This is a genomic window from Streptomyces sp. Tek67B01, from assembly GCF_055231995.1.
Genome location: NZ_JBUYUY010000002.1, coordinates 134,968 through 158,031, shown reverse-complemented (window position 1 = coordinate 158,031; position 23,064 = coordinate 134,968). Strand labels below are relative to the sequence as shown.

Genomic DNA, 23,064 nt, shown 5'->3' with positions numbered 1-23,064 from the left:
ACGTCTCCTTGAATTCACCTCCGGAGACAGTGCACCGGATCTTGACTACAAGGTTCTTCGGATGCGAACGGGCATTCAATGGCGGTGGATTCAGGACTCGGTCAGGTTCCACAAGAGCCGGTCCGCAGCCTCGGGGGACGGCCAAGAGCATGTCAAGGGCAGGTCAGGGGCCGGGTTTTGGACCCCTTTTCGGCGCGCCGGTTGAAGCAGGTTCGGACGTCGTTCTCGTTGTAGTACGTGCGCCCCGCCCGGTTGCGGCGGCGCCACCGCTCCTCGCTCGCCAGCCGATAGACGGTGCCCATCGGCACCTGCCACAGCCGCGCGATGTCGGCCCCGGCCAGCCAGCGCTCGGTGGCCGGCGCGCCGGCGGTGCCCGTCGGCCGCGCCGAGTCCATGGAGTCGCTCAGCTCGCTCCACCGGTCGCTGGTCCAGCGGTGGGCCGGATCGGCGTCGCACACGATCACGGGGCCGCCGGCCCGCTCCCCCGCCCGGACGGCGAAGTCGAGGGTTCCGGCGCAGTCCGGCCGGGGGCAGCCGCCCAGCCGGATGTTGCGGGCGGGGTCGGGGAAGGCCGCGCGGCGCCCGGCCCGTACCAGGCGGGCCACCTCCTCGCTCGCCTCGGCCGCCGCCGAGTGCGCAGCGAGCCAGTCCGTGTGGCGCAGCAGGAAGGAGGTGAGGGCGCCGGCGGTACGGGGCGGCGCGGCGAGCCCGCGCTGCTGGGCGACGAGTCCGCTCCACGAACCGAGTACGGAGACGATGCGCGCCCGTACGTCGGCGGCGACGGCGTTGAACGGCAGGCCCGGCAGATCGCCCCCGGTGGTGCGCTCGCGCAGGCTGCCGGGTGCGCCGCCGCCCAGCATCCGGCCGCACTCCTCGTGGAGGTGCGCCAGCTCGGCGATCCCGGCGGCGAGGTGGTCCCGGCACTGGCGGCACAGCCGTGTGCCCGCGGACGCGCGCCGCCGGGCGTGGCCGCTGCGGCAGCCCTCGCCGTGACACAGGGCCGTCACCGTCATGTCGTTCCCCCTTCTGCTCGCGCGCCGGTCCGAATCGTGTCGCGGACCGGGTCAGCCCTGGCCGAACCGGAAGCCGACGCCGCGGACCGTGATGATCCAGCCGGCGCCGATCTTGTTGCGCAACGTGCTGACGTGCGTGTCGACGGTCCGGCGCGACCAGGAGTCGCCCCAGACCTGCTCCATCAGGAGCTTGCGCGGAATGACGGTGCCGGGGTGGGAGGCCAGGAGGTAGAGCATGTCGAACTCCTTGCGGGTGGTCTCGACGGGCTCCCCGTCCAAGGTGACCTCCCGGGTCCCCGCGTCGATCCGCAGCGGTCCGGCGGTGATGGCGGCGGCCACGGGACGCGGCGGGCGCGCCCGGCGCATGACCGCTTCCATCCGCGCCATCAGCTCGCGGAAGCCGTAGGGCTTGACCAGGTAGTCGTCCGCGCCGGCCTGGAGGCCGAGTACCCGGTCCAGTTCGCTGCCCCGGGCGGTCACCGCGATCACGGCGATCTCGTGGGCGGCACGGATGCCCCGGCAGACCTCCAGCCCGTCGAGGTCCGGGAGTTCCAGGTCGAGCAGGACGAGATCGGCGTCGGTGTAACTGCGCAACGCCTCGCTGCCGGTGGCGACGATGTCGACCTCGTGCCCGTGGCGGCGCAGGCCGCGCGCCAGGGTCTCGGCCTCGACCGCGTTGCTCTCGACGATGAGAATGCGCCAAAGCGCCGACTGGGCGGGTCCGCTCGCTTGCGTTCTCAGACCCTCCGCGAGGGAGTGCCCTCCGTTCACTCCCGCAGCGACCGTGTGAGGTTCCAGCACAGCCATGGAACGCTGGTTCATCTGCCCCCCGTCCTCAAGCTCAGTTGAGACAACGTCAACGAACATACAAACCGCTTCGTCGGTTTGTCAAAGATCTGATTACCCCTCAAGCCCCGGCTAGACGCGCCACAAAGGGGTGAAACGGGGTGGGAGGACAGGCAGACTGTCGCTCGTCGTTCCGACGACCCACCCACCTTGCCGCAGCATGAGGCGCTGGACAATACCAACGAGACGGTTTAATAAGGGTGTAACTGCCCTAGGAGCGAGCGTGATGAAACAGGAGCGCGCCCTCCGGACCCGTCAGGCGCTGATCAAGTCAGCCGCCGCGGTGTTCGGACGGCGCGGATACGCGGAGGCGACGCTGAACATGATCAGCGCGGGAGCGGGAGTGTCCCCGGGCGCCTTGCACTTCCACTTCGAGAACAAGGCGGCCGTCGCGGCGGCCGTGGAGTCCGCGGCGGCCGGTTGCCTGCGCACGGTGGCCCACGAGGTGTACACGCGCCGGACCTCGGCCCTCCAGGCGCTGGCCGACAGCTCGCTGGCCCTCGCCCACGCCCTGCTCTCCGACGTGGTGACCCGCGCCGGCTTCCAACTCGGCCACGAGGTCCTGTACCCGACGGTGCACGACCTGCGCGAGGAATGGCACACCTACGTCCGCCGGCTGCTCAAGGAGGCGGACGCCGAGGACACGTTGCTGCCCGGCCTGTGCCGGCGGCACGCCGCCGCGATGGTGGTGGCGGCCACCATCGGCTTCGAGGTGCTGGGCCGTGACGACCCCCAGTGGCTCTCGCGGCGCACCCTGACCGGCTTCTGGCAGGTGGTCCTGCCGTGCCTGGCGGAACCGGAGGCCCTGCGCGCACTGGACCTCTGAGAGCGCTCCGAAACGGCCCCCGAAGGGCCCGCCCCGGGGGCCGGCGGCCCGCCGTCACACCGCGCGCAGGGCGCGGCCGTCCTCGCCCGCGGACGGCCGCGTCTGCCCCAGGACGGCCTCGCCCTCGCGCCGGAGCACCTCGCGCACGCGGCGGCGCGCCGACCGCGGGTCCGCGCCCGGCCCCAACACCCGCTGGAGCGCGCGCCCGTCCAGCAGGACGGCGTGTCGGGACACCACCGTGCACCCGGCCACCGGCTCGGGCAGCACCGACCACTCGCCGCGGTGCGCGGCGAGCAGGGGGTGCGGCCGGATCTGGCGGTGGACGATGCGTCCGGCCGCCGGGAAGCACACCCGTACCGACTCGGTGGTGTACGCGGAGCCGTCGCCGTTCACCCGGACCAGGGCGGCCCGCTGTACGCCGGGCCGCTCCTCGGTGACGTCGGCGCGGACGACGTGCGGGACGCGGCCGGGCCAGGCCCCCACGCGGTAGAGGGACTCCAGGATTTGTTCGCCCGTCCCGGGCACGCGCACGCGGTCCTCGAAGGTCATCAGCAGCCCGTCGAGGTCCTTCCAGTGCTCGGCCGCCACCCTGAGGCCGTTCAGCGCGGCGCGCGCGTCCCGCTCGGCCGCCGCGAGCGCCTGCCGCGTCCGCGCCGTCCACGGCCCGCAGACGGTGGTCTCCTGCTCCAGCGTCAGCCTCGACCAGCCGGGCGCCAGTCGCGTCACGCTCAGGGAGCCGGCCACCGAGGTGAAGGGGGCCCGTGGGTCCTCCTGGTGGAAGTCGGCCCGCAGGGCGCCCGCGTCGAGGTTCCGGCGCCACCGCGACGACGACACGGCGGCCTCCTCGGGGGCGGACCACAGGCAGAACCCGTCCCCGTCGCCGTCCGCGTCCAGCGGCTCCACGTGCAGGACGCGGGGCAGGAACAGCGGCCAGTGGGTCGTGTCGGCGACCAGTGCGTACAGGACGCCGGCCGGGGCTGCGGCGTCGACCGCGCACGACATCCGGTGTGCTCGCCCGACGGACATCGGACACCTCCTCCAACGCTTGACCAGACCTTGTCCCAAGCCGATGGAATCCCGCCGGAGCCTCGGCGGAGGCCCCGCGGAGGACCTGCGGCGTTTCAGACGGCGGCGCGTGCGCCCAGCACGCTGTTGACGAGGGCGAGGTAGCGGCGCGGGGTGTCGGCGGCTTCGAGCAGCTCACTGTCGAGGAGGATGTCGAACTTCCGCTCGATGTAGCCGGTGGTCTGCAGGACGGAGAGACAGTCGTAGCCGAGTTCCATCCAGTAGAGGTCGAGGGTGTCCTCGTTCAGTTCGACACCCTCGTCCTGCCCTCCCCAGAACCGCAGGACGCGGGTCAGGTCGGTGAGTTCCAACCGGTCCATGGCCTACCTTTCTCCTCCCACCGGGAGCGGGCTGCCCCGCCCGGGGCCCCGACGCGCGTGCCGGGCCGAGCAGAGTCTGGCCGCGCCCGGTCGAGCCCGCCTTGAGCGCGCGTGCGGCGGCGCTGGAGCACCGCCGTCCGGTGGGGCGCCCGCCGGTCCGGGCCGCCCGGTCCAGGCCGTCCTGTGCCGCGACCGCCGGTGCAGGCCGCCCGGTTCAGGCCGCGTACAGGTCGAAGGTCGAGCTGCGGCGCGGGCCCGCCACCACGTCCAGAGCCGGGTCCACACGCAGCATCGCCTGGTGCAGACGCTGGAGCTGGTGCGAGGGCTCCACCCCCAGGTCGTCGATGAGCCGGGTGCGCAGCCTGCGGTAGACGTCCAGCGCGGTCGCCTGCCGGCCCGAGCGGTACAGCGCCACCATGGCCTGGGAGTGCAGCCCCTCGTGCTGCGGATGTCTCGCCATCAGTTCGGCCAGCTCCGCGAGCAGTTCGGTGTGCCGTCCCAGCCGAAGGTCCACGTCGATGCGCCGCTCGGTGGTCACCAAGCGGCTCTCCGCCAGCCGCAGCACCTCGATCTCCAGGACCGGTCCGACCCGTACGTCGACCAGCGCCGGACCCTCCCAGAGCGCGAGCGCCTTGCGCAGCAGGTCGGCCGCGCGCTCGTCGTCCCCGGCCTCGAAGGCGCTCTGGCCGCCGGCGACGAGGCGTTCGTACTCGTGGACGTCCACGCTCTCCGGCGGGATCTGGAGCAGGTAGCCGCCGTGCCGGGTGGTGAGCACGTCCTTGGCCGAGCCGGGGGCGCCGGGGCCCATCGCCGTGCCCAGACGCCGGCGCAGTTGGAGGATGTACGTCTGCAAGGTGGTGAGCGCGCTCTGCGGCGGTTCGGTGCCCCAGATCTCTTCCATCAGGGTGGGGATCGGCGCCACCCGTCCGGGGTGGAGCGCGAGGAGCGCCAGGATCTGGCGCGGCTTGCCCGCCGTAGGAACGATCGATCCCCCGTTGACTTCGGCATTCAACGGTCCCAGAACCTGAATCTTCACGGTCTCCCGTCTCCCCTCCGGAATGGGTCGAGATGCTCACGGGTGTCAGCATTCGACGCGAGCACGGTAGCGGCGCGGTGTGCGATGTCCCCGAAATCTCGAGCCGCTGTCGAGCGGCCCTCCGAGGGTGGTGGGCCGAGGGTGGTGAACGAGCTCGGTGAACGAGCTCGGTGAACGAGCTCGGTGAGCCGAGGGTTGGGCCGCAGGCCGTGCGCCGGGCCGTCAGCTCGCCGGGACCAGCCGCTTGCGCGCCGGTCGCGCCGTCTCCTCCCGCGCGTCGGCCGCGCCCTCGGGGTCGGCCAGCAGGATCGAGCGCTGGAGTGCGCGCAGGGCGGTCGACGGTTCGATGCCCAGTTCCTCGACCAGGTTGGTGCGCAGCCGCTGGTAGGCGGTCAGCGCCTCGCCGCGGCGGCCGGAGCGGTGCAGGGCGAGCATGAACTGGCCGTGCAGGTTCTCGTGGGTGCGGTAGCGGCTGGCCAGGACGGTGAGTTCGGCGAGCAGCTCGCGGTGTCGGCCCAGCCGCAGGTCCGCCTCGATGCGCCGGTCGAGGGCGCACAGCCGGGTCTCCTCCAGCCGCCAGGTCTCCATGTCCAGTTGCACGCCGCCCGCCACGTCGGCGAAGGCGGGCCCGGACCACAGGGCCAGCGCCTCGCGCAGCAGACGGGCCGCGTCGCGGTGGTCGCCGGAGTCCATGGCGCGGTAGCCGAGGCCCGCGAGCCGGTCGAACTCGCGGACGTCGCTGGTGCCGCCGGCGCTGTTCAGTTGGTAGCCGCCGGGCAGGGTGACGAGGACGTCCTTCGCTGTCCGGTTCTCTTCGCCGCCCTGTTCCAGTGCCGCGGTGATGAGGGTGCGCAGTTGGAGCACGTAGGTCTGCAGTGTGGTGCGGGCGCTGCGCGGCGGCTCGCCGCCCCACAACTCCTCGATGAGCGCGGTCACCGGCACCACCCGGTCGGCGTGCAGCGCGAGCAGCGCCAGGACCTGCCGGGGCTTCGCGGCCGTCGGCGTGATGGAGATACCGCTCTCCCGTACCGCCAGTGCGCCCAGTACTCGGATGTCCACGACGTGCTCCCCCTGCTTGATCCTGGATGCTTCCTTGAGTCCTGCTGGAATGAGGAAAAAACAGCATCGCCGGTTTGTCAATACCAAACCGTTCGTACTGTTTCGTTCAAGACACTGTCCTGAAGCCCCGCATGGTGCTTCCGACCTGCCCCTTTACCCCTCCGAGGCACCATGGAGGGCCTGCCGTGGCATATGAAAGCTCCCCTCGGGATCCATCCCGAGGGGAGCTTGCAGCGGCCGAGAACCGACCGCACGGTCCGATCGGACGGCGCGGTCGAGCGGTCCGGGACACCGGCGACGCGGCGACCCGCGCCCGGCCACGGCGACTCCGGTGAGCGGTCTCAGGAGGCCCGGGCGGGCCGGTCGCCGGACCGGGCCGCCCGGGCGGAGCGGGCGGCGGTCGCCGGACCCGAACCGTCGGCCAGTACGTCGCCGAGCCGGTGCCGGGCGACCAACTGGGGCAGCATCAGCCCCCAGTACCGGGTGAGCGAGGAACGCGAGGACCACTCGCGCCGGTCGGTCCCGAGCACCTCGAAGCCGACGATCGCCGCCACGACGGCCGCGGCCGCGTCCTGCGGGGACACCCCCTCGGCCAACAGCCCCTCGGCCTCCGCCTCGTGGAACTTCGCCTCGACCCAGCGCTGCCACTGACGCCGCACCGCCCAGCCGCGCTCGCGACCCACCGCCGAGCGGGCACCGTTGCCCGCCACCAGCCCGAACGCGGCGCTGACGACGGCATCCCGGGCCAGCAGTGCCACCAGGTCGTGGGTCGAGTCGACGAGCGACTGGAGGGGGTTGCCCCCGGCGAGCCGGGAGACGGTGATCGTCCGCAAGGACTCCGCCGCCCGGTCGACCACCGCTTCCGCCAGGGCGCTCTTGCTTCCGAAGTGGAAGTGCAGACCGCCCGTACTGACACCCGCCCGCCTGCTGATGGTGGCGATGGAGGCGGTCTCGTACCCCTCCTCGGCGAACACCTCCGCGGCGGCGCGGACCAGACTTTCGCGCGTACGGACCGCGCGCTCCTGCTTCACCATGACATCTCCACAAACCGTATCAGCGGTTTGCCCCAGGGAACGTGTGGATCGTGATGGTCGGCCGGGCCGATCGAATCGGCCCGGAGTCCCCCTCGACCCCCTCAGGGAAGCACCGGCTCCTTGACCGCGGCCCGTGCCGCCTCCGCCTCTTCCCCGAGGGACAGTTCCAATTCGCGGATCTCGTCCACGACCCGCTCCCCGCGGTCCGCCGCCATGTCGAGGCGCGCGAGCACCGCGGGAGTCGCGATGCTGGGGTAGATGTGCTGGTAGAGCGAGGCCACCCGTTGTTCGAGGTCAGCCCGGCCGGTCAACGTCTGCGAGTAGAGCTGTACGCCGGCCCAACCGGCGGAGAGGATCCAGGCGGCCTCGGCGGGTTCCACGTGCGGGAGCAGTTCGCCCTGGGCCTTGGCCTGGGCCAGCCGCTGTTCGGTGATGTCGATCCAGGCGGGAACCGATCCCCCGCCGAAGATCTCCCGCATGTCGGGCCCCAGGGACAGCCGCGCGCCGGCGCTCAGCATGGGATGGCGCCGCATCCGGTGCCCGAGCACCATGCCGACGTCGAAGAGTTCTTGGAGCTTGCTCTCGCGCGGTGGGACACCGCCTTCGGCCATCTGCTCGTCGAGGACGCCCTGCGCCAACTCCTGCTTCGAGGAGAAGTGGAAGTACAGCGCACCCTTGGTGACGCCCGCCCGGGCGAGGATGTCCGCGATCGTCGCCGCTTCGTAGCCTCGCTCGTCGAAGACGGCGGCCGCCGCCTCCAAGATTGCGCGCCGCGTGCGGACCGCACGCTCTTGCCGTGCCACGATGCCTCCGATGGTGTGTGGGAAAACCGACCAGGGGGCTCTCTTCGGAGATCCCCCTCTCCCCCACCTCAAAAAGAACCAGAAGGTCCGTATTTTATCAAGTCCAGGAAGATAACAACCTGGAGTTCGAGGCGCTTTCATCGGGGCGCCTCCTCCCGTCGCCCCGCTTCACACGGGAGCGAACCACCCTCTTCCGGGCGACCCCCCGACCCCCCGTGCCGAAATCAATACTAAACCGCTTGATCGGTTTGTTGCAGGTTTCAACCGCGTGTCCGCGGGCTGGCGCCCCATGCGCCGGACCCACTCTCCGCAGGCGGCAGGGGGTACGGACATTTGAGGCGGCGCCCCCTCGCGGGGGCCGCCGAGGAACGGAATAGCACCTCCCACTTGGGACGGGACCTCCCGGTGCCACGCAGTGCGATCAATTCGTAACGTGCCTGGTAGGGGTCGGGATGGGGGGCCCGCGGACCCTTGTCGACGCCCACTCGCGACATGGGCCGTGTCACAACTGCCCTTCGAACCACCTTGCAAACAAAACCGGAGAGTACGTATCTTGCGGGATCAGGAGTGCACCCCAACCGTCGTTACGACTCTGTGGAGAGGTCAATGACCCTGCTGACGTTCCAAACCGACGCCCAGGTGCAGCCCCTGACCGGGACAGGGGCGCCTTGGACGCGCTGCAACGACCTTCCAGAGCTCACGAGCACGGTACCGAGGGAATACGTCCACCGGAGTTCCGTCGCAGAGGTGTTCCTGACCGGTTACCAGCGCATCGGTGACGACCTCTTCATGCTCAACGGCCAGTGGCCCCGCGCCCACACCTTCTTCACCACCGCCGACGGCACCAGTCACGACCCCGTTCAGGCCGGCGAGACCATCCGCCAGGCCGGGCTCCTGCTGTGCCACGCCGAGTACGGCGTACCGCTCGGACACAACGCGCTGCTGTGGAGCCTCGGCTTCAAGGCGGACCCCGCACAGCTCTTCATAGGCACCAGACCCACCGACCTCGAACTCGTCGCCTCCTGCCGGGACTTCGCCTGGAAGGGCAACCGGTTCTCCGGCTTCCTCGAAGTGAGCGTCCGCCGTGACGGCCGGGTCGCCGCCACCGGCACCGCGTTCTTCAGCTTCGTCCCTCCGGCGGTCTACAGACGGCTACGCGGCGAATGCACCAGCAGCGCCGCCGCACCCGCGGCCCGGGCGACTCCGATCCGCCCGGTCGAGGCCGGCCGGCTCCTGCCGATCGACGTCGTCCTCGCCCCCACCGGGGAAGCGGGCCGCTGGCTGCTCAACCCCGACCTGAACCACCCGATCCTGTTCGAGCACGCCAACGACCACCACCCCGCGATGGTCCTGGTCGAGGCGGCCCGCCAGGCCGCGTACAGCTCCTTCGCCACCGACTCGTTCAGCGTCACCGGCATCGAGTCGTCCTTCCTCAACTACGCCGAACTCGACGCTCCGTGTTGGATCGAGACGGAGCCGGCCCCTTCCCCGGACCCCTCCGTGCGCACGGTGCGGGTGGTCGGCCGTCAGGGCGACGTGAAGGTCTTCGAGGCCACGGTCACCGGCACGGTTCCCGTCGCCGCATCCGGGCCCGTCACCACCCCGGCGCTCGCCGCCCTCTGATCCCGGTACCAGGAGGCGTACCGCTCGAACGTCTCCGCCGGCCGCGGGCCCGGCTCCGCCCCCACCAGCTTCCACAGCCGGCTGCTGTCGTACCAGTGGTCGACCGTGAGCAGGGAGAGCCTGCGGCGTACCAAGGGATCGTCCGCGCCGCCCAACAGCGCCAGCGCCTCGTCCAGGGTGATCTCACCCTGCGGCAACGGCACGTCCAGCGCCCGGCCCACGGCGGTGATCAGCTCACGGCAGGTCACCGGCTCCGGGTGGGAGGCGTGCAGCACCTGCCCGGCGGGCAACCCGGGCAGCCGGGCGAGGTCCGCCAACGCCCCCGCCAGCGCGTCCGCCGAGATCATCGAGATCCGCGCCCGGCCGCCGTCCACCCAGTGCGGGAGCCGGCCCATCAGGTCCGCGATCGCGGGGACTACCCACGTGTCCCCGCGGCCGTAGATCAGGTGCGGCCGCAGTACGGTACCGCCGGCCGCGAGGACCAACCGTTCGGCGGCCAACCGCGTGACGCTGGTCGAGGAGGACGGCTCCTCGACCAGTACCCCCTCCGCCGCGCCCCGGTGCGGCTCGTCCCGGTACACGGCCGCGGTGCCCAGGTGCACGAAGCGCCCTACGCCGGCGCGCTCCGCCTCCGCCAGCAGGGCGCGGGTGCCTTCGGTGTTGACCGCCCGGCACTGTTCCTCGGTGCCACCGATCCGCGCCGCCAGGTGGACGACGGTGGTGACGCCGTCGCAGATCCCGCGCAGCGAGCCCGGGTCGGTGAGGTCGCCGGTCACGGTCTCGACGACCCGAGCGTCGGCGTCGTCCCCGGGGGTGGGGCGGCGGTGGGTGAACAGCCGCAGCACGGGGGCGTCCGGACCGGTGGTCCGCAGCCGTCGTGTCACGTGGGAGCCGACGAAGCCGGTGCCGCCCGTCACGAGGATCCGCTCGGGTATCAACGACAGCCTTTCGCCGGAGAGCCGAAGGCTCTGGTGGGGGCACTGCTGGAGCTCCGCAGGAAGTCTCGTAGGGCGCTCTCCGCCGAAGGTGCCTTGACGGCCGCTCCCCGCCGGGGTCCTCACCTGTCATACCCCATACGCGGCTCGGTGATCACCCACCCACGGGAAAGTAGGCTGAGAATATGATCAGCTCAACTCCCCGTCTGACGCCGGTGACCAGTGACAACTTCGACGCCGTGTGCGCGATCCGGCTCCACCCGCACCAGGAGCACTTCGTCTCTCCTGTCTTGAAATCGCTTGCCGAGGCGTACGTCCACGGGCCGCTCGCCTGGCCCCGGGCCATCGTCGACGGCACCGAAGTGGTGGGGTTCGTCATGGCGTTCCTCGACTACCCCTGGGACGGCGACCCGGCGGACCGGCGCTCGGGCCTGTGGCGCCTGAACATCTCCGCCGACCACCAGGGCAAGGGGTACGGCAGCTTCGCGGTCCGGGCCGTCGCGGAGGAGGTCCGCCGCTCCGGCGGCTCGCGCCTCTACGTCACCTGGCACGCCGGGGAGCGCGGCCCCGAGCCCTTCTACCTCGGGCTGGGCTTTCGCACCACGGGGGAACTCAGCGGCGGCCAGCGGGTGGGCGTCCTCGACCTGGCGCCCTCGAAGTAGCGCCGGCCGGGTACGGGCCGCCGCTCACCCTTCGCTCGCGGGTCCCTTCACCGGGGCGCTCACGCCGTCACCGGCCGGTAGGTGCAGACGTTCACGCCCGTGGAACCGGTGACCACGGAAACCAGCTCCAGCGTCCGCAGGCCGCCGTCCTGCGGGAAGATCGACTTTCCGCCGCCGAGCAACACCGGCATGTCGATGAGGCGGAGTTCGTCGACCAGGCCCTCGCTCAGCAGGCCGCGGACGAGCGTGGGGCTGGCCATGACGATCACGTCGCCCCCGTCGGTCGCGCGCAGCTCCGCGATCCGGGCGGTGGCGTCGGCGGCGGGGACGAGCCGGGTGTGTTCCCAGGTCGGCTCGTCTTCGCCCAGCGTGCCGGACACCACGTACTTGGGCAGGGAGTCCATCCGGTCGGCGAAGGGATCAGCGGCCCTCTCGGGCCACGCCGCCGCCATCGTCTGCCATGTACGGCGCCCGAAGAGCAGCGCTTCGGCGCCCGCCAAGGTGTCGGTGAAGGCGCCGCCGACCACCTCGGGGTCGAAGAACGGGTGGGACCAACCACCGTGGCCGAAGCCTCCGTCTCGGTCCTCGTCGGGGCCGCCCGGAACTCATCGGCCCCCCACGTCCGCCGCGCAAAATCGCCGTCCATGTCGATCATCCTGCACCCTCAAGCATGATTGAGGTCGGAGAATATGATCACATGGCGGTATGACGAGGACTCTGTACCTGCTCTGCTCGGCCGCCCCGCCCGTCTTCGACGTGGCTCATGTCATCGAGGACGCCCAGTCGCGCGGCTGGAACGTCTGCCTCGGTCTCACCCCGACCGCCGCGCTCTGGGTGTCCGCCAGCCTCGACGGACTGGCCGCGCTCACCGGGAATCCCGTGCTGTGGCAGTACCCGTTGCCCGGCGACCCCGACGCCTGGCCGCCCGCGGACGCGGTGCTCTTCGCCCCCGCCACCTTCAACTCGCTCAACGCCTGGGCCCTCGGGCTCACCGACCGGTTCGTCGCCGGGGTCGCCGCGGAGGCCATCGGCCGGGGCACCCCGACCGTGGCCGTCCCCTGCCTGAGCACCGCCCTGGCGGCGCACCCGCGCTTCGAGCTGTCGCTGACCGTGCTGCGGGGCGCGGGCGTTGAGCTGCTGTACGGCGAGAGCGGCTTCACCCCCGCCCCGCCCGGCGAGGTCGCCCCGGCGCCCTTCCCCTGGACACCGGCCCTCGACGCGGTGGACCGGGCGACGGCCCGCCCGACCCCGTGACCGGCCGCACGGCTGACCGGCTGCCGGCTACTCCCCGGTGACCCCGTCGATGACCTCGCGCAACAGGTCCGCGTGGCCGTTGTGCCGGGCGTACTCCTCGATCATGTGGGCGAGGACGTAGCGCAGCGAGTACTTCTCCTCCCCGAAGTGCCCCTGTACGTCCAGCGACCCGGCGGCGTCCACGATGGCCCGCGACCGCGCGCAGGTCTCCTCCCAGATCCGCAGCGATTCGGCCGGGTCCGCGTCCTCGACGTGGAACTCCGTCCACTCCCCGGCCGCGTTCTTCGGGAAGTATCCCCGTACGTCCTCGTCGTTCATGACGTTGCGGAACCAGCCCCGCTCGACCTCGGCGAGGTGCCGTACCAACCCGAGCAGGCTCAGCCCCGATGGGGGTACGGCCCTGCGCCGCAGTTGCTCGTCCGTCAGGCCGGCGCACTTGGTCATCAGGGTTTCACGTTGCCATTGCAGCACGCTGGTCAGCGTGGCCCGTTCGTCGCCGTCCTGTACGGGCGGCGTCCTCTTCGCTTCCTTCGTCACTTCGTTCACCTGGGCATGATCACACCGGCCCGCGGGCGAAGGCGTCCGAAAATCCGGCGCGGCCGGGCGCCGGGCTGGCGCTAGCCGGCGCCGGCCGTCCGGTACTCGCCCACCCGGGCCGCACCCACCAGGCTCGGGAGCAACAACCCCCACAACGCCGCGACCTTCCGGCGCAGCTCCGCGTACGACAAGCCGGTCCCGGACAGCACCTCGATCCCCGACAGCGCCGCGGCGACCAACGCCTCCGCCTCCTCCCAGCGCTCCGAACCGAGCTCCGAACCGAGCTCCGGGCCGAGTTCCGGGCCGAGTTCCGGGCCCAGCTCCCCGGCCCCGGCGAGCTCCGCGTCGCCGCCGAACCGCCCGCCGCCGCCGAACCCGGCCCCCGCCAACTCCCCTGCGTCCCGCGCCATCCGCAGCAACCCGCACACCGACGCCAGCCACGCCTCGTGGAAGTCCAGCACCGCCGGCTCCTGCCCCGCGCACTCCTTGGTGATCCGGAAGCTCGCCGGGATCGCCGCGTCCTCGTGCAGCGTCCGCGCCAGCCAGTGCGTCGTGTCGATCAGCGCCTGCAACGGCGAGGCCCCGCCCTCCCGAAGCCCTCGCACCGCCTCCTGCAACAGCCGACACCCCTTCCGCTGCACAGCGTCGGCCAGGTCGTCCTTCGATGCGAAGTGGAAGTACAGCGCTCCCTTGGTGACCCCCGCCGCACGCGCGATGTCCCCCAGTGTCGCGTTGGCGTAACCGTGTCGGTGGAACAACTCGGCCCCGGCGAAGACCAACCGCCTACGTGTCCGCTCCGACCTCTCCTGCACCGCTCGTCTCCTCTCGCCCGCGCCGCCACGCACGCACCGCACCGCACCGACCCGTACACCAGGCCCGCACATCAAGCCCGTACATCAGGCCCGTACGAGCCGCTCCCGCACATCCGTCGCGCCTGCCCCGACACCGACACCGGCAGTCGCCCCGGCACCGAGCACCCGCCCCGCGGCCACCCCGTCCGGGCCGGCCATGAGGATCGACCGCTGCAGCCGCCGCAACGCGGCCGACGGCTCCAGCCCCAAGTCCCGCACCAGCGTGGTCCGCAGCCGCTGGTACACGTCCAGCGCTTCCCCGCGCCGTCCCGACCGGTGCAGCGCGAGCATGAACTGCCCGTGCAGGTTCTCGTGCGTGCGGTACCGACTCACCAGCACGGTCAGCTCGGCCACCAGCTCCCGGTGCCGCCCCAACCGCAGGTCGGCCTCTATCCGCTGGTCCAGGGCGCACAGCCTGGTCTCCTCCAGCCGCCGCGCCTCCATGTCCAACTGCACACCGCCGTGAACGTCGGCGAACGCCGGTCCCGACCACAGTGCCAGCGCTTCGCGCAACAGCCGCGCCGCCCCCGGGTGGTCGCCGGCGTCCATCGCCCGGTAGCCCATCGACGACAGCCGGTCGAACTCCCGCACGTCGCTCGTCCCGCCCCCGCTGTTCAGCAGGTAGCCGCCCGGCAGCGTGACCAGCACGTCCTTCGCCGTCCGGGACCCGTCGCCGCCCTCCAGGGCGGCCGCGATCAGCGACCTCAGCTGAAGTACGTACGTCTGCAGCGTCGTGCGGGCGCTGCGCGGCGGCAGACCTCCCCACAGCTCCTCGATCAGCGCCGAGACGGGTACCACCTGATCGGCGTGCAGGGCCAGAAGGGCCAGGACCTGCCGGGGCTTGGGGGCGGTCGGCGTGATGGAGATCCCGTTCTCCCGCACGGCCAGTGCGCCCAGTACATCGATGTCCACGTCGTACTCCCCTGTCCTTGGATGAGTCGCAGGAGCCAGTAAAAAACGGGACAGACGGTTTGTCAACCGCGCTCACACCACGCCTTCGTCACTCCAACCCATCCCTCCTACCACCTTCCCCTTCGCCCCACCTGCGATGATTCCGCCTTTCCGTAGGCATTCGCCCGCGCCGGGCACCAACCCGGCCACCTCCGATCACCAAACCAAACAGTCTCTTTCTGCTACTCCGGCGCCTGCCCACCCAGCATCAGCGTCCAGATCCGCGCCACCATCTCCGGCGCGGCCCACCCCGGCTCGGCGGCGCCCAGCAACTCCAGCCCGACCGTCGAGGCCACCACCGCCCGCGCCGCGTCCCGCCGGGACACCCCTTCGGCGAGGGCCCCGCCCCGTTCGGCGGCCTCCAGCAACTCGTCCACCCACGACCGCCACTCGCCCCACACGTCGATCCGGCCCCCTCGCGAGAGGTCGGCGGACAGCCCGAAGCCGGCCCGCACCACGACGTCTTCGGCGAGCAGCGCCATCAGCGCGGACGTCGAGTCCGACAGGACCCGCAACGGGTCCGCCGTCAGCTCCCCGGCCGCCCTGGCCCTGTCGATGATGCGCCGCACCGCATCCACGGACCGGTCCTCGACGGCCTGGGCGAGCGCGGCCTTCCCGGCGAAGTGGAAGTGGAACCCTCCGGTGGTCACTCCGGCCCGGTGGCTGATCGTGGCGACGGACGCGGCGGCGAACCCCTCCTCCACGAACACCTCGGCCGCCGCGCGCACGAGTGACTCCCGCGTGCGCGCGGCACGCTCCTGCTTATCCATGGGGGCTCCACAAACCGCATGCGCCGCATGCGCGGTACACCTGAGGTGGTGTGAGGGGATCAGGCGGCCACAGTCGGTGCCCACAGCCGAGTCCGGGCGGACTCCCACTGGAGCCCCGTCCGCCCCTCCCCGCCGGCCACTGCCCGTACTCCCCACGCAGCCTCGCCATGACCCGTCTCCCCACCGATCCCCCACATCCGCCTCCCCGTCCCTCCCCACACTCGCGTCCAAGCCGTCTCGGCCCCGGCCCGATCGGCCGAAATACGCTCGCCGTGACGACCTGGGTGCAACCCGCCTACCCGCTGCTACTGTCAGCCTTCATGAGTGGTGACATCGGTGTTCTCGTAGGCAAGTCCGCCCTGATCACAGGTGCCAGCGCCGGCATCGGGGCTGCCGCGGCCCGGGTGTTCTGCCGCGAAGGCGCCGCAGTGACGCTGGTCGCCCGCCGGGAGGCGCAACTCGCCGACCTCACCGAGGAACTGCGCGCCGCCGGACACCGGGCCCAGTACGTGGTCGCCGACGTCGCCAAGTCCGAGGACGTCGCCCGCGCCGTCGCAGCCGCCGTGAACACGTACGGCCGGCTGGACGCGGCTTTCAACAACGCCGGCATCGGCATCGAACCGAAACCCATGCACCTCCTCGACGAGGACGCCTACGACACCGCCATGGACACCAACGTCCGCGGCGTGTGGAACTGCATGCGTCACCAGATCCGCGCGATGCTGCTCACCGGCGGCGGCGCGATCGTCAACAACAGCAGCACCGCCGGCCTCGTGGCCACCCCGGTGGGGGCCACGTACATCGCCTCTAAGCACGCGGTCATCGGTCTGACCAAGGCCGCCGCGACCGAGTACGCGCCCCACGGCATCCGCGTCAACGCCGTGGCCCCCGGCTCCACGCGCAGCGAGATGATCGACGACTGGCTCAAGAACAACCCGGAGATGGAGGACGTCCTCCTCCAAGCCGCTCCGCTGCCCCGGATCGCCGATCCGGCCGAGATCGCCGAGGCGGCCGTCTGGCTGTGCAGCGACCGCGCCTCCTTCGTCGTCGGCACCACCCTTTCCGTGGACGGCGGTTGGACCACCCGCTGATCCGCCTCGGACAGCCACGCCGTCAACGATCCGCCGGGGGGCTCGCGTCCCGAGCGGCGTCGTCGGTGCCGGCGGCCTGAACGCCGTTAACGCCGTTAACGCCGCTGACGGTGCCCCACCCCACCATCCGCCGGACCACCGGCCCCGTCAGCGCCGTGGTCACCACGGCCATCAACACGAGCACCGTGAACAGTTCCGGCCCGATCACCCCGAGCCCGAGCCCCACGTTAAGCACCACCAGCTCCGTCACGCCCCGGCAGTTCAGCAGCGCCCCCAGCACCACCGCCTCCCGCACCGGCTGCCCCGCCGCCCACGCGGCACCCGCACCCCCACCCCACTTCGCGGCGACCGCCACCAGCAACACCGCCCCCGCCCACAGCCACGCGCCGGGGTCGCCGCCCAGCAGCCCGATGTCCGTCCGCAGGCCGCTCCCGACGAAGAACAGCGGCAGCAGCACCGGCACCACGACCTCGCGCATCCGCCGCGCCGCCCGCTCCACCGGCGCCCGGTCCCGCGGCACCACCGCGCCGAAGACGAACGCCCCGAACAGCGCGTGCACTCCGATGGCGTCCGTCGCGTACGCCGCCAGGCACAGCCCGGCGAACAACCCGACGACCCCGCCGCCGCCCCACCGCTCGGCACACCGGGCCAGGACCGGCCGTACCCCCCACCACATCCCGGCGAGGTACCCCACGGCCAGGACCCCGGTGACCACGGCCCCGGCGACGCCGCGCCCGTTACCGCCCGCCACCGCCACGACCGCCGCCAGCAGGCACCACGCCACCACGTCCGCGACTGCCGCGCACGCCATCGCCACCACCCCGACCGGCGTACCGTGCAGCCCCTGCTCCGTGAGGATGCGCGCCAGTACGGGGAACGCCGTCACACTCATCGCCACGGCCACGAACAGGACGAACGCGCCCCGCCCCACCCCGTCCGGCGCGAACGACCCGTACATCGCCGTAGCCAACAACCCGCCCAGCACCAGGGGTACGACAACGCTCGCCTGGCCCACCACCACCACGGCCCGCCCGCGCCCGCGCAACAGCCCGTGGTCCAGCTCCAACCCCACCAGGAACATGAAGACGACCAGACCCAGGTTCCCCAGCACCCCCAGGTACGGGAGCACCTCCGCCGGCAGCAACCAGCCCTGCGCCGCGGGCCACACCCACCCCAACAGCGAGGGCCCCAGCGCGATCCCCACGGCGATCTCCCCGATCACCGCCGTCTGCCCGCACCTGCGCATCACCACCGCGCCGGCGCCGCACAGGAACAGCACCACCGGCATCGCGACCAGCACCCCCGGCAGTGGATCACCCGCCACATGCCCTCCCCCACGACGGCGTCGCCCGGCCCTTCCCCCCGACGCCCCACACGGGAAACGGCTCCGCGCCGCGGCGAGGGGACTTCCGAAGGTCGCCCCGCAGGCACGTCCCCCGCACCGGACGTCCCCCGCACCGAACGACACCGAACCGGACGGCACCGCACCGGACGGCACCGGACCGCCGAACGGCGAAGAGGCCGACCCCGCGCCCCGGGCGCTGAGCCGACCTCTCCGTGTCGTGCTTCGACCGACCGTCGGTCAGTCGGTGCCGAACTCCATCGCCGCGCGGTCCAGCATCTCCTCCTCGCCGGAGACCTCGCCCCGGGAGGCGATGGCCTCGGCGCCGCCTTCCGGCATGCTGCCGATCAGCCCGGTCGCAGCCGCCTGCGCCGCGCCGATCGCGGGGTTGGCAGTGCCGATCAGGCCGAGGGCCGCGTACTGCTCCAGCTTCGCCCGCGAGTCGGCGATGTCCAGGTTGCGCATCGTGAGCTGGCCGATCCGGTCCACCGGGCCGAAGGCCGAGTCCTCGGTGCGCTCCATGGACAGCTTGTCCGGGTGGTAGCTGAACGCGGGGCCCGAGGTGTCGAGGATCGAGTAGTCCTCGCCGCGCCGCAGCCGCAGCGTCACCTCGCCGGTGACGGCCGCGCCGACCCAGCGCTGCAACGACTCCCGCACCATCAGCGCCTGCGGGTCCAGCCAGCGGCCCTCGTACATCAGCCGGCCGAGGCGCCGTCCCTCGTTGTGGTACTGGGCGACGGTGTCCTCGTTGTGGATCGCGTTGACCAGGCGCTCGTACGCGGCGTGCAGCAGCGCCATGCCGGGCGCCTCGTAGATGCCGCGGCTCTTGGCCTCGATGATCCGGTTCTCGATCTGGTCCGACATGCCCATGCCGTGGCGTCCGCCGATGGCGTTCGCCTCCATCACCAGGTCGACGGGCGAGGCGAACTGCTCTCCGTTGATCGTCACGGGACGGCCCTGGTCGAAGCCGATCGTCACGTCCTCGGGGGCGATGTCCACCGAGGGGTCCCAGAACCGCGCGCCCATGATCGGCTCGACGGTCTCCACACCGGTGTCCAGGTGCTCCAGCGTCTTGGCCTCGTGGGTGGCGCCCCAGATGTTGGCGTCGGTGGAGTACGCCTTCTCCGTGCTGTCCCGGTAGGGCAGGTCGTGGGCGAGGAGCCACTCCGACATTTCCTTGCGGCCGCCCAGCTCGGTCACGAAGTCCGCGTCGAGCCAGGGCTTGTAGATCCGCAGGTGCGGATTGGCGAGCAGCCCGTACCGGTAGAACCGCTCGATGTCGTTGCCCTTGAAGGTCGACCCGTCGCCCCAGATCTGTACGTCGTCCTCCAGCATCGCCCGCACCAGGAGCGTGCCCGTCACGGCGCGGCCGAGCGGCGTGGTGTTGAAGTAGGCCCGGCCGCCCGAGCGGATGTGGAACGCGCCGCACGTGAGCGCGGCCAGCCCCTCCTCGACCAGCGCGGCGCGGCAGTCGACCAGACGCGCGATCTCGGCCCCGTAGGTCTTCGCCCGACCGGGCACGGAGCCGATGTCGGGCTCGTCGTACTGGCCGATGTCGGCGGTGTAGGTGCAGGGGATCGCGCCCTTGTCGCGCATCCACGCGACCGCGACAGATGTGTCGAGACCGCCGGAGAAGGCGATGCCGACGCGCTCGCCGGCGGGAAGGGAGGTGAGGACCTTAGACATGGGAAGAGTATGCACTCCCTCGCATGATCATGCAAAGTCCGACCCCCGCGTTTTCGGAACGCGGGCGCGCGGGGCGGCCCGGAGATCAGACCCGCCTGAAGCAATGGGTGCGGCCGATGACGGAGAAGCCGCGCCGCTCGTACCACTGCCGCGGCCAGTCCGCCGCGTCGGCGGTCAGGAACCGGGTGCCGCAGTCCTCGTCGGCGGCAAGACGCAGGGCGGTGGCGAGGACGGCATCCCCGTAACCGCGTTTGAGGTGGGCCTCCGAGGTGAGCAGCTCCTCGATTCGGGCCGTACCCGATGCCGGGTCCGCGTAGAGGTCGGCCCACGAGGCGACCTCACCCTCCCGCGTGCGGGCGCCGACGAAGCGGACGACCTCCGCCCCGCGGCGGCGGGCCTCGCGTCGCTCGACGAGGTGGCGCAGCGCCTCCTCATCGGCGTCGGGGAGGAAACCCCGCCACCGCCGGGCGAGCGGGACGCGCAGGGCGTCGAGATCCACCTCCTCCGCACCGCCCGCAGCAGGCACCGGTCCGGTGTGGAGCATGACGAGATGGACGGAGTGGGTGTATCCGGCCCGGACAAGAGGTTCCGCGCACGCCGTCGCGACCTCGTCGTCAAGGACGGAGATCAGTCGGTGGGGCAGGTGTCCCAGTGCATCGTCCACGATGGCCGGCAACGCCTCGGGGTCGACGGCCCCGTCGATGACGACCTGGTTGTCCGAGTGGGAATGCGCGAAGGCGTCGTCGAACACGGCGAAGCCGCCCGGGAGGTCGACGCTGCGCGCGGCCTGACGGCGGGCGAAGGCGGCCATGAAGGAGTTGATCCGCTGGAGCTGCGAGTTCGGCACGGATCGAGCGTAGGCGGCTGTGGACCACGGTCGCCTGCGCATTTTTGTCCCCGTGGGGACGTGGACTCCTCCGGCTCAGGCTCCTCCTGTCGCCCACCCCTGCCACCCCGTTAGCAAAGCCCAGGCGCGGCACCCCGATTCACCCCGGAACGTTAGTAAAGTCCCTTTTCGTGACGTCACCCTCCGCCCCCGGCGACCGAGAGAAGGTCGTCTCCAAGCTGCCCCCGCGGCTCCGCCAGGAATTGAAGGTCCGCACCGCGCAACTGCGCGTCGACATCCAGGACGCCGTCCACCAGGGCATCGCCCAGTGGAGCGCCCTCGCCTGCGCCCCCTCCCCCGTCGACGCCTCCGGCGCCGAGTCCTTCTCCACCTGGTTGCCCGTCGGCCAGTGGGAGGCCTTCCGCGCCGACGCCAAGGACCGCCGAGTCTCCCTCATCCAGGGCCTCGCCCAAGCCGTGCGCCTCTGGCTGGAGACGCACCCGGCCCCGACACCCCGGCGTCCCTCCGTCGTACGCCGCATCGTCGTGTGCAACCAGAAGGGCGGCGTCGGCAAGACCGCCGTCACCGCCGGTACCGCCGAGGCCCTCGCCGAGGACCCCTCGGCCCTCCACCCGGTCCGCGTCGCCCGGCAACTGGCGCGCACCTCCCACCCGTCCGAGGCGTCGGACCCCGCCTTCCCCCACTCCCGGGCGACGCCCCCGCCCTCCACGGTGCCCACGTCCCCCACCGCGCCCCCCGTCGACCTGGAAGACCTGCCCGGCCTCGGCATGCGCGTCCTCCTGGTCGACTTCGACCCCCAGGGGCACCTCACCAAACAACTGGGCCAACAGCCCCTCCCCCTCGGCGGCGACAGCCTCACCCGCCACATGGCGGGCGAGGCCAAGGGCCCCCTCACCGACCTGATCGTCCCCGTCCCGGACGACCGCTTCGGCGACCGCCTGCACCTCCTGCCCGCCTGCACGGACGCCTTCCTCCTCGATGTCCGCCTCTCCACCGTCCGCGCCCGCGAAGCCGCCCTCGAACGCGCCCTCGGCCCCGTCGAGTCCGACTACGACGTCATCCTCATCGACTGCCCCCCGAGCCTGGGGCTCAGCATGGACGCGGCCATCTACTACGGCCGCCGCCGCGACACCGAACAGCAGGGGACGTCGGGCGCGCTGATCGTCGTACAGGCCGAGGACTCCTCCGCCGACGCCTACGACCTCCTCACCTCCCAGATCAACGATCTGCGCGACGACCTCGGCCTCGACATCGACTACCTCGGCCTCGTCGTGAACCTCTACGACGGCCGCCGCGGCTACATCGCCACCTCCTCCCTCCAGGCCTGGATGGACATGAAGGACCCGCGGGTGGTGGCGATCGTCCCCGACCTCAAGGAACAGCGCGAAGCCGTCCGCGTGAAGCAGCCCCTCTTCGTCTACGCGCCCAAGGGCGACCAAGCCGTGGCCCTACGCGCCCTCGCCCGGGAGATCTCATGAGCAGCAAGGCCGACAAACTCGGAGCCTCGGCCTCCTTCGACCGGGCCCAACCGGTCGGCGTCAGCTCCCGCCGAGCCGCGATCGCCGAGGCCACCGGCGCGCCCACCACCGGCGTCGCACCACCCTCCGAGGTCCCGATCGAGGCCCTCGCCCACAACCCCTTCAACCTCCGCGAGGACCTCACCGAACTCGACGAGCTCGGGCAGTCCCTCCTCTCCCGGGGCCAGCTCCAGCCCCTCGCGGTCGCCACCCGCATGGCCTTCATGGAGGCGCACCCGGGCCAGACCGACGGCTTGGGCCGCGCCCCCTACGTCGTCATCGACGGCAACCGGCGCCTCGCGGCAGCCCGGCTGGCCGGTCTGAAGACCCTGCACATCCACGTCAACGACGCGCTGTCCGCGTCCGCCGCGGACGTCCTCGAAGCAGCCCTGATCGCGAACGTCCACCGTGTCGACGTCGCGCCCATGGACCAGGCCCGCGCCCTACGGGAACTCGTCGACGTGCACGGCTCCCAGGCCCAGGTCGCCAAGCGCCTCGGCAAGACGGCGGCCTGGGTCTCCCAGCGCCTGGCCCTCCTCAACCTGACCCCCGCCCTCCAGGAGAAGGTCGAAACGGGCGAACTGAAGGTGGAGCCGGCGCGCCGCATCGGCCGGCTTCCCCAGGAGGCACAGGCGGCAGCGGCAGAGGAGACCGTCAACGCGGCCAATCCCCCTCGTCAACGCACGCGCGCTGACGGCGTCGACACCGTTAACGCCGTTAACGCCGTTAACGCCGTCAACGCCTCAGTGACCCAACCCCCCTCCCCGGTACCTCCCGCACCCCGCATCACCATCTCCACCGACTCGCCGGAAACCATCGCGGACGCCCTCACCGCCCACCTCACCCCCGACGACCTCAGGGCCGTCACCGAGGTGCTGATCAGCCGCATCTGAGGGCAGCACGCCGAAAGGGCGTCGACGCCGTCAACGGCATCGACGCCCTGCGTGCGTTTCGTGTGCGTTCAAACGTGCGCTTCGCATAGCCTTGCCGCGGAGA

General features: G+C 71.7%; 24 protein-coding genes. 7 read left to right on the top strand and 17 right to left on the bottom strand.

Features of this window, described 5'->3' with window-relative positions; genetic code table 11:
- Nucleotides 1-152: 152 nt before the first annotated feature.
- Together ACV7NM_RS34195 and ACV7NM_RS34190 are read right to left on the bottom strand one after the other, a co-directional pair.
- The gene (locus ACV7NM_RS34195; protein WP_463414296.1) at nt 153-1,013 is read right to left on the bottom strand and encodes a hypothetical protein; all 861 of its coding nucleotides are present in this window, start codon (nt 1,011-1,013) and stop codon (nt 153-155) included.
- 51 nt (nt 1,014-1,064) lie between these two features.
- On the bottom strand, nt 1,065-1,835 hold the full coding sequence (locus tag ACV7NM_RS34190; protein ID WP_463414295.1) for a response regulator transcription factor: 771 nt from the start codon (nt 1,833-1,835) through the stop codon (nt 1,065-1,067).
- A 250-nt stretch (nt 1,836-2,085) separates the two neighbouring features.
- Here ACV7NM_RS34190 and ACV7NM_RS34185 point away from each other — a divergent pair, with 250 nt between their 5' ends.
- On the top strand, nt 2,086-2,685 hold the full coding sequence (locus ACV7NM_RS34185) for a ScbR family autoregulator-binding transcription factor (protein ID WP_463414294.1): 600 nt from the start codon (nt 2,086-2,088) through the stop codon (nt 2,683-2,685).
- A 54-nt stretch (nt 2,686-2,739) separates the two neighbouring features.
- Here ACV7NM_RS34185 and ACV7NM_RS34180 read toward each other — a convergent pair whose 3' ends face one another.
- The 6 genes from ACV7NM_RS34180 to ACV7NM_RS34155 form a co-directional block, all read right to left on the bottom strand.
- A complete protein-coding gene (locus ACV7NM_RS34180; protein ID WP_463414293.1) occupies nt 2,740-3,711 on the bottom strand; it encodes an SRPBCC family protein in 972 nt (323 codons plus the stop codon).
- Between the two features lie 95 nt (nt 3,712-3,806).
- Nucleotides 3,807-4,070: an acyl carrier protein gene (locus ACV7NM_RS34175; protein ID WP_463414292.1), complete on the bottom strand. Its 264-nt coding sequence runs from the start codon at nt 4,068-4,070 to the stop codon at nt 3,807-3,809.
- A 214-nt stretch (nt 4,071-4,284) separates the two neighbouring features.
- Nucleotides 4,285-5,106 carry an AfsR/SARP family transcriptional regulator gene (locus tag ACV7NM_RS34170; protein WP_463414291.1) on the bottom strand — a complete coding sequence of 274 codons (822 nt, stop codon included), beginning with the start codon at nt 5,104-5,106 and terminating at the stop codon, nt 4,285-4,287.
- Between the two features lie 222 nt (nt 5,107-5,328).
- Nucleotides 5,329-6,165, bottom strand: coding sequence for an AfsR/SARP family transcriptional regulator (locus ACV7NM_RS34165; RefSeq protein ID WP_463414290.1), 837 nt, complete (start codon nt 6,163-6,165; stop codon nt 5,329-5,331).
- A 341-nt stretch (nt 6,166-6,506) separates the two neighbouring features.
- The gene (locus tag ACV7NM_RS34160; RefSeq protein WP_463414289.1) at nt 6,507-7,199 is read right to left on the bottom strand and encodes a ScbR family autoregulator-binding transcription factor; all 693 of its coding nucleotides are present in this window, start codon (nt 7,197-7,199) and stop codon (nt 6,507-6,509) included.
- A 101-nt stretch (nt 7,200-7,300) separates the two neighbouring features.
- Nucleotides 7,301-8,002 carry a ScbR family autoregulator-binding transcription factor gene (locus ACV7NM_RS34155; protein ID WP_463414288.1) on the bottom strand — a complete coding sequence of 234 codons (702 nt, stop codon included), beginning with the start codon at nt 8,000-8,002 and terminating at the stop codon, nt 7,301-7,303.
- Between the two features lie 606 nt (nt 8,003-8,608).
- Here ACV7NM_RS34155 and ACV7NM_RS34150 point away from each other — a divergent pair.
- Nucleotides 8,609-9,625 carry a ScbA/BarX family gamma-butyrolactone biosynthesis protein gene (locus ACV7NM_RS34150; protein ID WP_463414287.1) on the top strand — a complete coding sequence of 339 codons (1,017 nt, stop codon included), beginning with the start codon at nt 8,609-8,611 and terminating at the stop codon, nt 9,623-9,625.
- Here ACV7NM_RS34150 and ACV7NM_RS34145 read toward each other — a convergent pair.
- A complete protein-coding gene (locus ACV7NM_RS34145; protein ID WP_463414286.1) occupies nt 9,529-10,563 on the bottom strand; it encodes an NAD-dependent epimerase/dehydratase family protein in 1,035 nt (344 codons plus the stop codon). The two genes, ACV7NM_RS34150 and ACV7NM_RS34145, sit on opposite strands and share 97 nt — an antisense overlap.
- 182 nt (nt 10,564-10,745) lie before the next feature.
- Here ACV7NM_RS34145 and ACV7NM_RS34140 point away from each other — a divergent pair, with 182 nt between their 5' ends.
- Nucleotides 10,746-11,222 (top strand): GNAT family N-acetyltransferase, encoded by a 477-nt coding sequence (locus ACV7NM_RS34140; protein WP_463414285.1) that lies wholly within the window; start codon nt 10,746-10,748, stop codon nt 11,220-11,222.
- A gap of 59 nt (nt 11,223-11,281) precedes the next feature.
- Here the strand turns inward: ACV7NM_RS34140 and ACV7NM_RS34135 are convergent, their stop codons facing one another.
- Nucleotides 11,282-11,749 carry a dihydrofolate reductase family protein gene (locus ACV7NM_RS34135; RefSeq protein WP_463414284.1) on the bottom strand — a complete coding sequence of 156 codons (468 nt, stop codon included), beginning with the start codon at nt 11,747-11,749 and terminating at the stop codon, nt 11,282-11,284.
- 178 nt (nt 11,750-11,927) lie between these two features.
- Between ACV7NM_RS34135 and ACV7NM_RS34130 the strand changes: the two genes are divergently transcribed.
- On the top strand, nt 11,928-12,476 hold the full coding sequence (locus tag ACV7NM_RS34130) for a flavoprotein (RefSeq protein WP_463414283.1): 549 nt from the start codon (nt 11,928-11,930) through the stop codon (nt 12,474-12,476).
- A gap of 27 nt (nt 12,477-12,503) precedes the next feature.
- Here ACV7NM_RS34130 and ACV7NM_RS34125 read toward each other — a convergent pair whose 3' ends face one another.
- The 4 genes from ACV7NM_RS34125 to ACV7NM_RS34110 form a co-directional block, all read right to left on the bottom strand.
- The gene (locus ACV7NM_RS34125) at nt 12,504-13,022 is read right to left on the bottom strand and encodes a DinB family protein (protein ID WP_463414282.1); all 519 of its coding nucleotides are present in this window, start codon (nt 13,020-13,022) and stop codon (nt 12,504-12,506) included.
- A gap of 71 nt (nt 13,023-13,093) precedes the next feature.
- Nucleotides 13,094-13,825 carry a ScbR family autoregulator-binding transcription factor gene (locus ACV7NM_RS34120; protein WP_463414281.1) on the bottom strand — a complete coding sequence of 244 codons (732 nt, stop codon included), beginning with the start codon at nt 13,823-13,825 and terminating at the stop codon, nt 13,094-13,096.
- Nucleotides 13,826-13,909: 84 nt separating this feature from the next.
- Nucleotides 13,910-14,776 carry an AfsR/SARP family transcriptional regulator gene (locus ACV7NM_RS34115; protein WP_463414280.1) on the bottom strand — a complete coding sequence of 289 codons (867 nt, stop codon included), beginning with the start codon at nt 14,774-14,776 and terminating at the stop codon, nt 13,910-13,912.
- 221 nt (nt 14,777-14,997) lie between these two features.
- Entirely contained in the window at nt 14,998-15,585 is a 588-nt protein-coding gene (locus tag ACV7NM_RS34110) for a ScbR family autoregulator-binding transcription factor (protein ID WP_463414279.1), read from the bottom strand.
- A gap of 320 nt (nt 15,586-15,905) precedes the next feature.
- Between ACV7NM_RS34110 and ACV7NM_RS34105 the strand changes: the two genes are divergently transcribed.
- Nucleotides 15,906-16,676 carry a glucose 1-dehydrogenase gene (locus tag ACV7NM_RS34105; RefSeq protein WP_463414278.1) on the top strand — a complete coding sequence of 257 codons (771 nt, stop codon included), beginning with the start codon at nt 15,906-15,908 and terminating at the stop codon, nt 16,674-16,676.
- A 22-nt stretch (nt 16,677-16,698) separates the two neighbouring features.
- Here ACV7NM_RS34105 and ACV7NM_RS34100 read toward each other — a convergent pair whose 3' ends face one another.
- The 3 genes from ACV7NM_RS34100 to ACV7NM_RS34090 all read right to left on the bottom strand — a co-directional run bounded on the left by ACV7NM_RS34100 (nt 16,699) and on the right by ACV7NM_RS34090 (nt 20,551).
- The gene (locus tag ACV7NM_RS34100) at nt 16,699-18,000 is read right to left on the bottom strand and encodes a cation:proton antiporter domain-containing protein (protein ID WP_463414277.1); all 1,302 of its coding nucleotides are present in this window, start codon (nt 17,998-18,000) and stop codon (nt 16,699-16,701) included.
- A gap of 258 nt (nt 18,001-18,258) precedes the next feature.
- Nucleotides 18,259-19,704, bottom strand: coding sequence for an argininosuccinate synthase (gene argG / locus ACV7NM_RS34095; RefSeq protein WP_463414276.1), 1,446 nt, complete (start codon nt 19,702-19,704; stop codon nt 18,259-18,261).
- An 85-nt stretch (nt 19,705-19,789) separates the two neighbouring features.
- Entirely contained in the window at nt 19,790-20,551 is a 762-nt protein-coding gene (locus tag ACV7NM_RS34090; RefSeq protein WP_463414275.1) for a GNAT family N-acetyltransferase, read from the bottom strand.
- Between the two features lie 170 nt (nt 20,552-20,721).
- Here ACV7NM_RS34090 and ACV7NM_RS34085 point away from each other — a divergent pair, with 170 nt between their 5' ends.
- Complete coding sequence (locus ACV7NM_RS34085; protein WP_463414274.1) at nt 20,722-22,029, top strand: ParA family protein; 1,308 nt, start codon at nt 20,722-20,724, stop codon at nt 22,027-22,029.
- A complete protein-coding gene (locus ACV7NM_RS34080; protein WP_463414273.1) occupies nt 22,026-22,961 on the top strand; it encodes a ParB/RepB/Spo0J family partition protein in 936 nt (311 codons plus the stop codon). The genes ACV7NM_RS34085 and ACV7NM_RS34080 overlap by 4 nt, the downstream gene beginning before the upstream one ends.
- Nucleotides 22,962-23,064: the final 103 nt, after the last annotated feature.